13 protein-coding genes are annotated in these 14,120 nt (G+C 63.8%); 5 read left to right on the forward strand and 8 right to left on the reverse strand.

The genetic code is table 11. The features are described 5' to 3' along the window. Nucleotides 1-191: 191 nt before the first annotated feature. From JEY66_RS31480 to JEY66_RS31500, 5 genes are all read right to left on the reverse strand, one after another. The gene (locus JEY66_RS31480; RefSeq protein ID WP_016844114.1) at nt 192-617 is read right to left on the reverse strand and encodes a globin family protein; all 426 of its coding nucleotides are present in this window, start codon (nt 615-617) and stop codon (nt 192-194) included. A 117-nt stretch (nt 618-734) separates the two neighbouring features. Beyond that, a complete protein-coding gene (locus JEY66_RS31485; protein ID WP_016844115.1) occupies nt 735-1,529 on the reverse strand; it encodes an ABC transporter ATP-binding protein in 795 nt (264 codons plus the stop codon). Nucleotides 1,530-1,539: 10 nt separating this feature from the next. Beyond that, a complete protein-coding gene (ntrB, locus tag JEY66_RS31490) occupies nt 1,540-2,442 on the reverse strand; it encodes a nitrate ABC transporter permease (protein WP_026192466.1) in 903 nt (300 codons plus the stop codon). Between the two features lie 60 nt (nt 2,443-2,502). Beyond that, the gene (locus JEY66_RS31495) at nt 2,503-3,813 is read right to left on the reverse strand and encodes a CmpA/NrtA family ABC transporter substrate-binding protein (RefSeq protein WP_016844117.1); all 1,311 of its coding nucleotides are present in this window, start codon (nt 3,811-3,813) and stop codon (nt 2,503-2,505) included. A 342-nt stretch (nt 3,814-4,155) separates the two neighbouring features. Further along, nucleotides 4,156-5,070 carry an intradiol ring-cleavage dioxygenase gene (locus JEY66_RS31500; protein ID WP_016844118.1) on the reverse strand — a complete coding sequence of 305 codons (915 nt, stop codon included), beginning with the start codon at nt 5,068-5,070 and terminating at the stop codon, nt 4,156-4,158. A gap of 171 nt (nt 5,071-5,241) precedes the next feature. Here JEY66_RS31500 and JEY66_RS31505 point away from each other — a divergent pair, with 171 nt between their 5' ends. The 3 genes from JEY66_RS31505 (at nt 5,242) to JEY66_RS31515 (ending at nt 9,613) form a co-directional block, all read left to right on the forward strand. Then, nucleotides 5,242-6,516 carry a serine hydrolase domain-containing protein gene (locus tag JEY66_RS31505; protein WP_026192465.1) on the forward strand — a complete coding sequence of 425 codons (1,275 nt, stop codon included), beginning with the start codon at nt 5,242-5,244 and terminating at the stop codon, nt 6,514-6,516. Between the two features lie 183 nt (nt 6,517-6,699). Continuing rightward, nucleotides 6,700-8,208: a sensor histidine kinase gene (locus JEY66_RS31510; RefSeq protein WP_026192464.1), complete on the forward strand. Its 1,509-nt coding sequence runs from the start codon at nt 6,700-6,702 to the stop codon at nt 8,206-8,208. An 85-nt stretch (nt 8,209-8,293) separates the two neighbouring features. Continuing rightward, nucleotides 8,294-9,613: a dicarboxylate/amino acid:cation symporter gene (locus JEY66_RS31515; RefSeq protein WP_018270463.1), complete on the forward strand. Its 1,320-nt coding sequence runs from the start codon at nt 8,294-8,296 to the stop codon at nt 9,611-9,613. Between the two features lie 50 nt (nt 9,614-9,663). Here JEY66_RS31515 and JEY66_RS31520 read toward each other — a convergent pair whose 3' ends face one another. Continuing rightward, nucleotides 9,664-9,921 carry a hypothetical protein gene (locus JEY66_RS31520; RefSeq protein ID WP_018270462.1) on the reverse strand — a complete coding sequence of 86 codons (258 nt, stop codon included), beginning with the start codon at nt 9,919-9,921 and terminating at the stop codon, nt 9,664-9,666. Nucleotides 9,922-10,543: 622 nt separating this feature from the next. On the opposite strand from JEY66_RS31520, the gene JEY66_RS31525 reads away from it, so the two are divergent. Then, nucleotides 10,544-10,939: a helix-turn-helix domain-containing protein gene (locus JEY66_RS31525; RefSeq protein ID WP_016844123.1), complete on the forward strand. Its 396-nt coding sequence runs from the start codon at nt 10,544-10,546 to the stop codon at nt 10,937-10,939. Nucleotides 10,940-11,460: 521 nt separating this feature from the next. After that, entirely contained in the window at nt 11,461-11,793 is a 333-nt protein-coding gene (locus JEY66_RS31530) for a hypothetical protein (protein WP_075968771.1), read from the forward strand. A 37-nt stretch (nt 11,794-11,830) separates the two neighbouring features. Here JEY66_RS31530 and JEY66_RS31535 read toward each other — a convergent pair whose 3' ends face one another. Together JEY66_RS31535 and JEY66_RS31540 are read right to left on the reverse strand one after the other, a co-directional pair. After that, complete coding sequence (locus JEY66_RS31535; RefSeq protein WP_018270461.1) at nt 11,831-12,913, reverse strand: isocitrate/isopropylmalate dehydrogenase family protein; 1,083 nt, start codon at nt 12,911-12,913, stop codon at nt 11,831-11,833. Nucleotides 12,914-13,026: 113 nt separating this feature from the next. Continuing rightward, the gene (locus JEY66_RS31540) at nt 13,027-14,097 is read right to left on the reverse strand and encodes an alcohol dehydrogenase (protein WP_016844127.1); all 1,071 of its coding nucleotides are present in this window, start codon (nt 14,095-14,097) and stop codon (nt 13,027-13,029) included. Nucleotides 14,098-14,120: the final 23 nt, after the last annotated feature.

Raw genomic sequence — 14,120 nt, forward strand, 5'->3', positions numbered from 1 at the left:
CGGAACGGGGTGGACCATAGATCGATCCTTTCGTCATTGCGAGGAGCTCGCGATAAAACTGCAAAGCAGTTCTGCGCTGAAGCGACGAAGCAATCCATCTATCGGCAAGCGGAGGTATGGATTGCTTCGCTTCGCTCGCAACGACGTGGATAGAGTTTCCGCTCGCAGCGGAAGCGCCGACGACGACCGCCCTACTCCGCCGCCCGTGGACCGCCGTAGGCTTCGGAAATCATATAGCCCGACAGCGTGCCGTAGGCCGCGGTCCATGCGGCGGCGACGTCAGGCGTCCAGGCGGGGCCAAGGCCCTTCTCCAAGGTCCAGAGCAATGCGCCGCCGACCACCGGATAATGCTCGGGCCTCGCGCCATAGTTGACATGACGCTTGGCGAGTGCACTCGCGGCCGGCAGGATCGTGTCGAGGTTGCTCAGCCCGTTGACGACGACGGCGAGCGTCGTCATCAACTTCCTGCGCTGCTCCTTCATGTCGGCGGGAAACATTGCCTTTACGGCTGGCGCGACTTCGAACAGACGGTCGTAGAAGATGACCGCAGCTTGCTCCGAGATCGGCGCGACCTTGCCAAAGCTTTCCTGAACCAGCTTGATTTGGGCCGGATTCATCTCGACTCTCCTCGGTTCTGAAATGAATTCTGAAACGATTTTTCAAAATGCGGGCATTGGTAACCCCGTCCGGCGTTTCGGTTCAAAGCGGAAACGCGCTTGCCGTCGACGTGATCATCACGCCGCCTCGACGAAGCTGTGGCGCTCATAGAGGAATTCGAGCACGCGCTGCCGGCACTTCAGGTAGCCTTGGCTGGTCGCGAGCTCGAGCCGCTTGCGCGGGCGCGCCAACGGCACCTCGAGCACCTCGCCGATCCGCGCACTCGGACCGTTGGTCATCATGACGATGCGGTCCGACAGCAGCACCGCCTCGTCGACGTCGTGGGTGATCATCAGGATGGTGTTGCCGAGCTTCTGGTGCAGCGCCATCACCGAATCCTGCAGATGCGCGCGGGTCAGCGCGTCGAGTGCGCCGAACGGCTCGTCGAGCAGCAGCACCTTCGGCTCCATCGCGAGCGCACGCGCGATGCCGACGCGCTGCTTCATGCCGCCCGAGATCTCGCTCGGCCGCTTGTCCTTGGCATGCGCCATCTGCACGAGACTGAGATTGTGCATCACCCAGGCGTCGCGCTCGGCCTTGCTCTTGATCCTTGCAAACACCTTGTCGACGCCGAGCTTGACGTTCTCGTAGACGGTGAGCCAAGGCAGCAGGCTGTGGTTCTGGAACACCACGGCCCGATCTGGTCCCGGCGAATTGACCTCGCGGTTCTCCAGCAGCACGCCGCCATTGGTGGCGCCGGTAAGGCCGGCGACGATATTGAGCAGGGTCGACTTGCCGCAACCGGAGTGACCGATGATCGAGACGTATTCGCCCTTCTCGATCGTCAGGTTGATGTCCTTCAGCACCTCAGTGGTGGCACTGCCGCGGGTAAAAATCTTGTCGATGTGGTCGAGCTTCAGATAGGCCTGCATGACTTCCTCCTCAGTTCGCCGCCGTGCCGCGGGTCACGATCTTGCCCAGCCCCGCGATCAGGCGGTCGAGCACGAAGCCGATGATGCCGACATAGAACAGCGCCAGGATGATCTCGCTGATATGCGAGGAATTCCACGCGTCCCAGATGAAGAAGCCGATGCCGACGCCGCCGATCAGCATTTCCGCGGCGACGATCGCGAGCCAGGACAGGCCGATGCCGATGCGCAGGCCGGTGAACATGTAGGGCGCGGCCGCCGGGATCATGATCTTGGTGAAGAACTCCAGCGGATTGAGCTGCACGACCGCCGCGACGTTGCGGTAGTCCTGCGGGATGTTGCGGATGCCGACCGCGGTGTTGATGATGATCGGCCACACCGAGGTGATGAAGATGACGAAAATCGCCGAGGGCTGGCCGTCGCGGAACGCGGCGAGCGACAGCGGCAGCCAGGCGAGCGGCGGGATCGTGCGCAGCACCTGGAACAGCGGATCGAGCCCGCGCATCGCCCAGACCGATTGTCCGACCAGCGTGCCGAGCGCGATGCCCGCGATCGCCGCGAGCGAATAGCCGTAGGCGACGCGCTGCAGGCTGGCGGAGAGATGCCAGAACAGGCCCTTGTCGATGCCGCCATTGTCGAAGAACGGATCGAGGATCAGCTCCTTGGTGTCCTTGAACACTTTCGACGGCGGCGGCAGGCTGGAGCCGGCGCGCCGGCAGATCAGCTCCCACACCACCAGCAGCAGCGCAACCACGATCAGCGGCGGCACCACGCGCGCCGCGGTCTCCTTGGCCATCCTGGCGTAGGCCTCGGCGCGCGGCGCGCGCTTCGGCGTCATGGTCACGACCGGCGCCGCGGCAGTGGCCGGCGGGATCGCCACCGCCGACACTTCAGTCTTCATGGCAGGCATCGACATTGAACGAAAATCTCCGTGGTCAAAAAAGGAGAGCCGCGCTGCTCGCGCGGCTCGCTCAAATCAGACGTCAACACGCTTGATGGACAACGACTTCAGATAGGCGGCGGGATCGGCGGGATCGAACACCTTGCCGTCGAAGAAGGTTTCCTTGCCGCGCGAGGTCGAGGCTGGAATGTCGGACACGCCAAGCTCCTTGGCGGCCTCCTTCCAGAGATCCTCACGGTTCACCTTGGCGATCAGCGCCTTGGTGTCGAAGCCTGCCTCGTACTTGCCCCAGCGGATGTCCTCGGTGAGGAACCAGAGGTCGTGGCTTTGATAGGGATAAGAGGCGTTGTCGCTCCAGAACCGCATCTGCTGCGGCGAATTCTCGACCACGCGGCCGGTGCCGTAGTCGAACTTGCCCTTCATGCGGTCGGTGATGTCCTCGACCGGGCAGTTGATCCACTGCCGCTTGGCGCAGATCGCCGCGGCCTCCTCGCGGTTCTCCGCCTTCTCGCACCACTGCTGGGCTTCCATCACCGCCATCAGCAGCGCCTTCGCGGCCTTCGGATTCTTGTCGACCCAGGCGGCGCGCAGACCGAACGATTTCTCCGGATGCTTGTCCCAGAGCTCGCCGGTCGTGATCGCGGTATAGCCGATGTCCTGATGGATCAGCTGCAGATTCCACGGTTCGCAGACGCAGAAGCAGTCCATCGTGCCGACCTTCATGTTGGCCACCATCTGCGGCGGCGGCACCACGATGGTCTCGATATCCTTGTCGGGATCGATGCCGCCGGCGGCGAGCCAGTAGCGGATCCAGAGATCGTGCGTGCCGCCGGGGAAGGTCATCGCGGCCTTCACAGCCTTGCCGGAAGCTTTCTTCTTCTCCAGCGCCGCCTTGAACGGCGCGGTGTCGATGCCGACCTTGAGATCGGCATATTCCTTGGCGACCGAGATGCACTGGCCGTTCAGGTTGAGCCGCGCCATGATGTACATCGGCGTCGGCTGATTGTTCTGCGTCACCTTGCCGGCCGAGATCAGATACGGCATCGGGGTCAGGATATGCGCGCCGTCGATGCCGTTGCCCTCGGAGCCGAGCACGAGATTGTCGCGCGTGGTGCCCCACGAGGCCTGCTTCTGCACCTCGACGTCGGGCATGCCGTATTTGGCGAAGATGCCCTTCTCCTTGGCGACGAACAGCGGTGAGGCATCGGTCAGCGCAATGAAGCCGAGCTTGGCGCCCTTCACCTCGGGACCGGCGCCCTGCGCGAACGCACCAGCGGGAAAGTTGAGCTTGGCCGCGGCGAGCAGCGCGGCGGCGCCGCTGGTTGCCTTCAGGAACTGGCGACGGTTGATCGCGTGGCCTGAGGGCTTGTTGGTGGGCTTGGTCATCGGTCGTCCTTTGCGTCGTTGCGTTGCGGTGATGCGGCTTTGCGTCGAGCGCCCTCCTTCGGGTGGCGACGCGCGCAGGGCGCAAAAGGGCGTGCACCGGGAAGCCCCAGTCTGGCGGCGTCAGAAATCCGATAGGGTAGCCTCGAGGGACGGCTTCAATGGCGTCGGCTAATGATTATTCAAGCCTTGTGCCAACCTACCGCAGTGCAAAAATCGATTTTGGTGCAAAGCCTTGCGCAACATGTCGCAGCGAGCGCGAATTTTCCGCGCGCTCCCAAAATTTGCGATTCGCTCAATTCTTGTGCGACGCACAAGAATTGAGCAGGCGCGTTCAGCGAGCGATCAGGCGTCTTCGGTGACCTTGGTGCCGAGCGGCGTGGGCGCCATTCCACCACCGGGCTTCACGTGGAATTCGTAGGTCATCAGGCTCCACGGCCCATCCGATTGCTGGCCATCGGGCATCACAGGATCGGTACGCCGCTCGACCTTGGCGATCAATTCATCCTTCACGCCGAACACGACGTCGGAATCGATGTATTTGTCGCCCTCGACGAAGACATGCGTGATCAGCGGCTCGTGGCCCTTGGCGTTGACCAGGAAGTGCACATGCGCCGGCCGCATCGGGTGACGGTTGGTCTGCGTGATCATCTGCCCGACCGGGCCGTCGGTCGGGATCGGATAGCTGCACGGCACGATGGTGCGGAAGAAGAAGCGGCCGTCGGCATCGGTGATGAAGCGCGCCCGCGACGACGGACCTTCAGTGGCATAGCTCGGCTTCTGCGAGTCATAGAATCCGTCATCGTCCGCGTGCCAGACATCGACCGGCACATTGGCCAGCGGCTTGCCGTCGAGGTCGGTGACGCGGCTCTGCACGAACATGCGCTCGCCGGGCAGGCTTGCCGAGATGTCGGTGCCGTGCGGCGTCACCTTGTGCTCGCCGACATAGAACGGGCCGAGCACGGTGGTCTCGGTCGCGCCGTCGCGATCGCGATGGTTGACCGCGTCGACCAGCATCGACACGCCGAGCACGTCGGACAGCAGGATGAACTCCTGGCGGATGTCGGTGCACTTCTGCCCGGTGCGGGTCAGGAAGCCGATCGCGTGGTCCCATTCCTCGAAGGTGAGATCGGTCCTGCGCACATAATCGTGCAGCGACTTCACCAATTCTTGCAGCAGGAACTTGGCCCGCGGATCGGGTGTCTGGTCGAAGCTGCGGATGACGGCGGCGGTGAGCTCGGTTTCGTTGAACTGGGTCATCTCGGCGTTTCCCTTGACGGATACCTTGGCAGATACCTTGGGCCCCTTGGGGGGGGCGCGATTGCAGGGGCGACCGTACACCACCAGCTCAACGCCGGTAAGCGGCAGCGGATTGGTGCGGCAGACACTTTTCGGCTATCAAGGCTGCCTTGCAAGCCGGAGAAACGCCTGATGCTAGCCCCCACGCCTGCCTCGCCCGAATCCGCGGGAATGTCGACCACTGCCCTCAACCGCCTCGAAGCGCATCTGAAGAGCCGCTACATCGACGCCGGCCGTTTTCCCGGCACGCAGGTCCTGATCTATCGCCGCGGCAAAATCGTGCATTCCACGGTCCAGGGCTTTGCCGATCTCGAGCGCAAGGTGCCGGTCAAGGACGACACCATCTTCCGCATCTATTCGATGACCAAGCCGATCACGTCGGTCGCCTTCATGATGCTGGTCGAGGAAGGCAAGGTCGCGCTCGACGAGCCGGTCGCGAAATACATTCCGGAATGGAAGAACCTCGGCGTGTTCGTCGCCGGCACCGCGCCCGCCTTCCTGACCCGCCCACCGACGCGGCCGATGCAGATCGTCGACCTCTTGCGCCACACCTCGGGCCTCACTTACGGCTTCCAGCAGCGCTCCAATGTCGACGCGGCCTATCGCGAGAAGAAGATCGGCGAAGTCATCAAGGCCGGCACGCTCGACGGCATGATCGAGGACCTGGCGAAGATCCCCCTGGAGTTCTCGCCGGGCGAAGCCTGGAACTACTCGGTCTCGACCGACGTGCTCGGCTATCTCGTCGGCAAGATCTCAGGTGTGCGGTTCGAGCAATTCCTGAAGGAGCGCATCTTCAAGCCGCTCGGCATGAACGACACGGATTTCTTCGTGCCGGCCGACAAGGCGCATCGGTTTGCCGCCTGCTATTCCGCCGATCCGCAGGGCGGCTTCAACCCGCTCGCCGCCGAGCGCAAGGGCACACTGACGCTGCAGGACGATCCGACCACCAGCTCGTTCCTGGCGCCGCCTTCGCTGATCTCGGGCGGCGGCGGACTGTGCTCGACCGCGGCCGACTACCTGACCTTCTGCCGGGCGCTGCTCAATGGCGGCGAGCTCGGCGGCGTCAGGCTGCTCGGCCCGAAGACGCTGAAGCTGATGACCTCGAACCATCTGCCCGGCGGGGTCGACCTGCCGGCGATGTCGCGCTCGATGTTCGCCGAAGCCGCCTATAACGGCATCGGCTTCGGCCTCGGCTTCGCCGTCACCATGCACCCGGCGCAGACGCTGATCGCCGGCAGCCCGGGCGAATTCAACTGGGGCGGCGCCGCGACGACATCGTTCTTCATCGACCCGGCCGAGGAGCTGATCACGATCTTCATGACCCAGGTGCTGCCGTCGAGCGCCTATCCGCTGCGCCGCGAGCTGCGCACCATGGTCTACGCCGCGATCACCGAGAGCAATCTCTGACATGACGTCATTCCGCGGCGCATACTCCTCGTTCGAGCATGATCCTTTCGGAAAACCGCTTCACACTTTTCCGGATCGTGCTTTGGGCGCCGCGGAACTTTTCCGATAACCAACTGTTTCCTTTGGCGGACTTTTCCCGCTTCCCCTAAGCTCACAGCGAATGGGCACCGACCTGGGGACATCGTGCCGAAACTGACATTGCCAGTCCGTCTCGCGCTTCTGGTCGCGGGAACGATGTTGCCGCTGATCATTTTCGCGGTCGGGATTGTCTTCCACAATTATCAGCGGGATCGCCAGGCGGCCACGCAGCGCGTGCTGGAGACGGCGCGCAGCATCCGTCTGCTGCTCGATGCGGAAATGCAGCGCATGACCGGCGGGCTGCAGGTGCTGGCGCTGACCAACTCGCTGCGCAACAGCGACTTCGACAACTTCCGCCGCGTCGCGGTCGGCTTCATCGATCAGTACGGCAAGGACGGCGTGGTGCTGGTGGCGGACCGCGCCGGACGCCAGGTGTTCTCCTCGCTGACGCCGGACACCGCGAGCCTGCCGCCGCGCAACAATCTCGAGATCCTCGAGAAGGTGTTCACGACGCGGCAGCCGCAATACTCCAACCTGTTCTTCGGCGCGGTGAAGCAGCGGCTGATCATCACGGTCGAGGTGCCGGTGATGCGCGACGGCGAGGTGCTTTACGACATCTCCTTCAGCCCGCCGATCGAGGTGTTCCAGGCCATCATCGAGAAGCAGCGCCTCAACCAGGACTGGACCATCTCGATCTTCGACAGCGACGGCGTCAACCTGGCGCGGGTGCCAAACCCGCAGGCGACCATCGGCCAGCGCGCCTCGCCATCGCTGTTTGCCGAGATGTTCCGCCAGAGCGAGGCGACGCTGCCGACCGTCTCGCTGGAAGGCGTGGCGCTGATCACCGGCTTCACCCGATCGCGCGTCACCGGCTGGACCGTCGCCGCCGGCATCGCGGAGAACTCGCTGGTGGCGCCGCTGTGGCGCTCGCTGGCGATCACCAGCGTGATCGGCGGCGTCCTGCTGCTGGTCGGGCTCGGCTTTGCGGTGCGGATGGCGACCACGATCGCGCGCGGCGAGATGCTGCACGACCTGCTGATCGAGGAGCTCAACCACCGCGTCAAGAATACGCTGGCGATCCTGCAATCGATCGCCACGCAGACCTTCCGCAGCGCAAGCCGCACCGAGCGCGACAAGTTCGAGGGGCGGCTCGGCGCGCTCGCCGAGGCGCACAATCTGCTCTCGACCGACAAATGGCAGGGCTCCGACTTCCAGGACGTGGTCAGCCGCGTGCTACGGCCATATCTCTTGAACACGTCCGAGCGGGTCAAGATGTTCGGACCCCGCGTACCGCTGTCGCCCCGGCTTGCTTTGGTGCTGTCGATGATCCTGCATGAGATGGCGACCAACGCCGCCAAATATGGCGCGCTGTCCAACGACACCGGCACGGTGACGCTGGACTGGGAGATCGTCAACGAGAGCCCCGGACCGAAGCTGCGGATGATCTGGACCGAGACCGGCGGCCCGCCGGTCACCGCGCCGGTCCAGCGCGGCTTCGGCTCCCGCCTGATCGAGCGCAGCGCCCGCGACCAGCTCGGCGGCGAGGCCACCGTGGATTTCCTGCCCCACGGCGTCGTCTACAGCGTGACCAGCGCCCTCGAAATCGACGGCTGACCGGGCAGGCGTGGCCGATCCTGCGACATCTTGGCACGCAAGTTGCTACGTAGGGCGGGTTCGGCGCTGGAACCAGGGGGAAGTCATGTCGACCATCGCAGCGGAAGCGACAATTGCACGCAAGCCGCTCTACACATCACTGTTCGTGCAGGTGCTTGTCGCGCTGCTGCTCGGCATCGTCATCGGCATGGCCGCGCCCGATTTCGCGATCGGGTTGAAGATCTTCAGCGATGCCTTCCTGAAGCTGATCTCGATGATCGTGGCGCCGATCGTGTTCTGCGTCGTCGTGCACGGCATTGCGGGTGCCGGCGACCTCAAGAAGGTCGGCCGGGTCGGCGTCAAGGCGCTGGTCTATTTCGAAGCGATGACGACGGTCGCGCTCGTGGTCGGCCTGCTGCTCGCCTATCTGTTCGGCCCCGGCCACGGCATGAACATCGACACCTCGACGCTGGATGCCAAGGCGCTCGGCAACTATGCCAGCAACGCACAGAAGCTGAAGGGCGAGGGCATCGGCAGCTTCCTGCTCAACATCATCCCGACCACCTCGTTCGACGCGCTGTCGCGCAACGACGTGCTGCAGGTGTTGTTCTTCGCGATCATCTTCGGCGTCAGCCTGGCGCTGGTCGGCGGCGAGAAGGGCGAGAAGATCTCCTCCTTCATCGACGCGGTCTCGACCGTGCTGTTTCGCGCCATGGGCCTGATCGTGCGCTTCGCTCCGATCGGCGTGCTCGGCGCCGTCGCCTATACGGTCGGCAAATACGGCGTCGGTTCGCTGAAGCAGCTGCTGTCGCTGGTCGCGCTGTTCTACGTGTCGGTCGCGATCTTCGTGCTCGGCGTGCTCGGCGCCGTGATGGCGCTCGCCGGCATCAACATCCTCAAGTTCCTCGGCTACCTGCGCGAGGAGCTGATGATCGTGGTCGCCACGGCATCGTCCGACGCGGTGCTTCCGCAGGTGATGCGCAAGCTGGAGCGTTTCGGCGTCAAGGATTCGGTGGTCGGCCTCGTGATTCCGACCGGCTATTCCTTCAACCTCGACGCCTTCTCGATCTACCTGACGCTTGCGGTCGTCTTCATCGCGCAGGCGACCAACACGCCGCTGTCGTTCGGCGATCTGATGCTGGTGCTCGGCGTGTCGTTGATCACCTCGAAGGGTGCGCACGGCGTGCCCGGCTCGGCGATCGTCATCCTGGCAGCGACACTCAACGCCGTGCCGAGCATCCCGGCGATCGGCCTCGTGCTGGTGCTCTCGGTCGACTGGTTCATCGGCATGGCGCGCGCAGTCGGCAATTTGATCGGCAACTGCGTCGCCACCGTCGTGGTCGCGGCATGGGAAGGTGACCTCGACCGCGACAAGGCCCGTCGCGTGCTCGAAGGCGCCGAGGCGGTTGACGTGACTGCGGGCTGACCCGCGCGCCCCAAAGCGAGCAGCGTCCCGCGCGTGACGCGGGGCGCGACCTACTTGATCAGCCTCAAATACGGCGGCAGTTGCCGGGTCGTCGATTGTTCCTGGACGGGCTCGTCCGACGCGATCATGTCACAGAGGGCCTTCAACTCGGAATCGGTCACCTTGTGGAGCTCCATCCGAAGCTCGAGGATGGCAAGGGACAACAGCCGCGCCGTCTCCGTGTTCGCCCGGTCGGTCAGGAACGCCTGACATTCCTCCAGCGTTGCGAGCAGCGCCAGCAACCGTTCTTCCGTGTTTGCGACCGGCATATCTTCAACTCCCGAAGCCGCGAGGTAGAGTCGAGGCCTTCCCCTCTTTCGCTTCATTGGCCCCTCCCGCCAGAGTTCGCCGGCTTGTCGTAGGCACATATTTGTTCCAGATGATCGAGAACTTTTGGGCAATTGTCCAGCAACATTCCGAAAGCCTGACTTGGACTTACGTCAAACTCTTGCAAATCGGATGATTCAGTCAAGCACTCGCCGGCCACTTCTCGACCTCAGGCTGCACTAGCTGGGGTTGCATCCACGCAACGACGCCCGTACAATATAGTGACCCGTAGAACTACGGGCACTGTGCATTGACGCCTATTATGCATGTACGCAAAATCTGTGTCGATCAAACTCGCGCTAGTTGTGGTTTGGTCAATATTTTGCCAAATGTAGAGGGCGGGGTGTCGACAGACACCTTGGCGCGGTCGACTTCAGGTAGTCGACCGAGTCGGTACTAGGGTGCTTCCGATGCGCTTTTGCGGTTGGATACCATCCCGCGATCTTCCTGGATTTCGTAGTTCAGACGAACTGGCGATCCACTCGAGCTTAACGCGGTACATCATGAACGTGTCTCTGACCCAGCCGGGCCAGGGATTCTCGATTTGAAGGACGGGTCACAAGAATGAACAGATCAGCAGCAAAGAAGATGAAGCAGCGCAGTGCCGGCAAGCCGGACATTGAGTTGGGCAAGCGGATTCGCCTGCGCCGTGTCGAGCAAAAGATCTCGCAGGCCGAACTCGGCGACAAGCTTGGCGTCAGCTTCCAGCAGGTTCAAAAGTACGAGAAAGGCGTCAACCGTGTCGGCGCTGCCCGCCTTCAGCAGATCGCGACGGCGCTGGATGTGCCGGTCACCTTCTTCTACGACGGCGACAACAAGGCCCGCGAAGTCGAGAGCCTGCTGTTCCTCGACAGCGCGTTCAGCCTCCGGTTGCTGCGCGCCTACAGCAAGATCAAGGATCAGACGGTGCAGCGTCAGCTGGTGTCGCTGATGGAATCGATCGCCGCCAACGAAGACTGAGCGCGGATCGGGTCGCGGCGCCGCGAACGCGATCCACCACACCGCAACGGCCGGTCCGCCGGCCGCCGCGGCCGCACATGCCGGTCGGGCCGAGGAGATGTCGAAGCGCTGCCATTGCCGATGGCAGCGCTTTTTCTTGAGACGCGTCTGTCTTTCAAGATTTTGTGATCCAGGCGGATAGCTTCAGTCCCCCGCGCCGGATGCGCGGTCATGAAGCGGCGACGAGCATCGCGTCATGATCTCATCGCTCCACGTGAGCATGCGCGCAGATCGCCGCGCATGCGCGCCGCGCTTTTCCAGTTCGCGCTCCGACTGCCCATCTCGCGCAGCGCAGGCGCGCGCAATGCGTCGCTATTCTGTCGCGCGGCCAATTGTCGCCCGCACATCGGGCGACCTCACAACTCCCGCATTTCCTCAGTTGAACCGGCGCCGCCAGAACCAAATGCACAAGCCAGTCTTTTTTGTCGCAGCAACGAAGTGGCCCGCATGAACGTTTTCAGGCTTCAACCAAGGAGATCTCGATGAATATCAAGCTTGCCGTTATTGGACTCGCCGCGCTTGGAAGCGCAGCGTTGATGTCCGGCGCGGCATCCGCGATGCCCAACGGGCTTCCGCAAGCCAGTCACATCGCGGGCGAAACGTCCAATGTCGACAAGGTGCGCCAGGTCTGCGATCGCTGGGGCCGCTGCTATTGGCGACCGGGCGCATACGGCTACTACGGACCGCGCCATCACGGATGGCATCATCGTCCGCACTTCCACCATCGCCCGCATCATTACGGGCACCGCCCTCATCACGGCGGACATCATGGTGGCCATCACGGCGGTGGACATCACGGCGGACACCATCGCTAATCATCAGCGAGGGGGCTTCGGTCCCCTCACCCTTCCGCTAGAGCGCTGCCAGCACCGCCCTCGCGACATCGGTCGTGCCGTTGCTGCCGCCGAACTCAAACGGCTTGATGCCGTCGGCGTAAACCTTGTCGACCGCGCGCTCGATCCGTTCTCCGGCCTCGGCGGCGCTTTCGAGTCCATGCTTGTCGGCGAGCCAGTCCAGCATCATCGCGGCCGACAGGATCATCGCCGTCGGATTGGCCTTGCCCTGCCCCATGATGTCGGGCGCCGTGCCGTGACACGGCTGAAACACCGCGTAGCGGTCGCCGATGTCGGCTGACGGCGCCATGCCCATGCCGCCGATCAGACCGGCGGTGAGATCGGACAGGATGTCGCCGAACATGTTCTCGGTCACCATGACGTCGAAGTCCCACGGACGCTTCACCAGCGCAGCCGCGGTCGCATCGATGTAGAGGTGGTCAGCCCTGACGTCGGGATGACGCTTCGCGGTCTCGTCGAAGATGTTCCGGAAGAATGCGAACGCCTTGAACACGTTCGCCTTGTCGACGCAGGTCAGCCCGCCATTGACCTTGCCGCGCGCCTTGCGGCGCTCGGCGAGCCGGAACGAAAACTCGAACAGCCGCTCGGAGGTGTGGCGCGTGATCACCATCGTCTCGCGCGCCTCGCCGTCGGTGACGACGCCCTTGCCCATCGAGGCGAACAGGCCCTCGGTCGATTCCCTGATCACGACGAGGTCGATGCCCTTCCGGTCGGCGCCGACGATCGTGCTCGATACGCCGGGGATCAATCGCGCGGGCCGCACGCCGGCATAGAGATCGAAGATCATGCGCAACTCGATCTGCGGCGCGATCTCGGTGTTGTCGGGGTAGCGCACCGACGGCAGGCCGCAGGCTCCGAGCAGGATCGCATCGGCCTCCTCGCACAGCCGGATCGTGCTCTCCGGCATCGACTTGCCGGTTTCCCTGTAATGGCCCGCGCCGGCCGGCGCCTCGGTGAAGCGGAATTTGAGACCGGCCGACGCCTCGATCCTGCGCAGCACGTCGAGCGCCGGCGCCATCACCTCGGGGCCGATGCCGTCGCCACCGAGGACGGCGATGTGAAGTGCGTCGTTGGCGGACATGGGATTCTCCGGAACACAACAGTCATTCCGGGGCGATGCGGTGCACCAGACCCGGAATCTCGAGATTCCGGGTCTGGTGCTGACGCACCATCCCGGAATGACGGCGACTCGATCTACGGCGTCAGCACCGCGCGGCCGACCAGCTGGCCCTTCTGCAGATTGGTCAGCGCCTCGTTCGCCTTTGCCAGCGGCATCGGCGTGACCGGGATCGCCGGAATCTTCTTGGTCCGCACGAGGTCGAGCAGCTCCTGGGTCTCGCGCAGATTGCCGACATAGCTGCCCTGGATGGTGACCGCCTTGATCGGGATCAGCGGCAACGCCCAGGTTGCGCCACCACCGAACAGGCCGACGATCACGAGCTTGCCGCCCTTGGTCAGGCAGTCGAAGCCGAGCTGCGAGGTCTGTGCGTTGCCGACCAGATCGATCGCGGCACGGATCGGCTGGCCGGCCTTCTTGACGAGCTGTTCCAGCGCGTCGGGCGCCTTGCCGTCGACGGTCGCGAGCGCGCCGGCGGCTTCGGCCGCCTCGCGTTTCCTGGCGTCGATATCGACCACGATCGCACCCTTGCCGCCCATCGCCTTCAACAGCGAGAGCGCCATCAGGCCGAGGCCGCCGGCGCCGAAGATCACGATCGGCGTATCGAGGTCCTTCTCGACTTTCTTCAGCGCGCTGTAGGTCGTAACACCGGAGCAGGCGTAAGGCGCGGCCGTGACCGGATCGAGCCCCTTGAGGTTGAGCAGATACTTCGGATGCGGCACCGTCATGTGATCGGCGTAGCCGCCGTCGCAATAGACGCCGAGCGCATTCGGCTTGATCGCGCACATGTTCTCGTCGCCGCCGAGACAGGTCGGGCACTTGCCACAGCCGAGCCAGGGATAGGCCAGCGCGACATCGCCGACCTTGAGGCCGCCCTTGTCGGCGTCCTTGACGTCGGGCCCGAAGGCCACGATCTCGCCGACCGTCTCATGGCCCATCGTGCGCGGCAGCGAGACGCCGCGATCCTTCAGCGACAGCGGCTTGCGGCCGTGGCCGAGATCATAGCCGCCCTCCCAGATATGCAGATCGCTGTGGCAGACGCCGGCGGCCTTGACCTTGATCAGCACCTGCGTGCCCGACGGCTGCGGCGTCGGCTGATCGACCTCCTTCAAGGGGGCGTTGAAATCGACGACCTGGAAACTCTTCATCGCTGTTCTCCCGTAGCTTGTTC

This window comes from Bradyrhizobium elkanii USDA 76 (genome assembly GCF_023278185.1).
In the GTDB taxonomy this organism is placed as follows: domain Bacteria; phylum Pseudomonadota; class Alphaproteobacteria; order Rhizobiales; family Xanthobacteraceae; genus Bradyrhizobium; species Bradyrhizobium elkanii.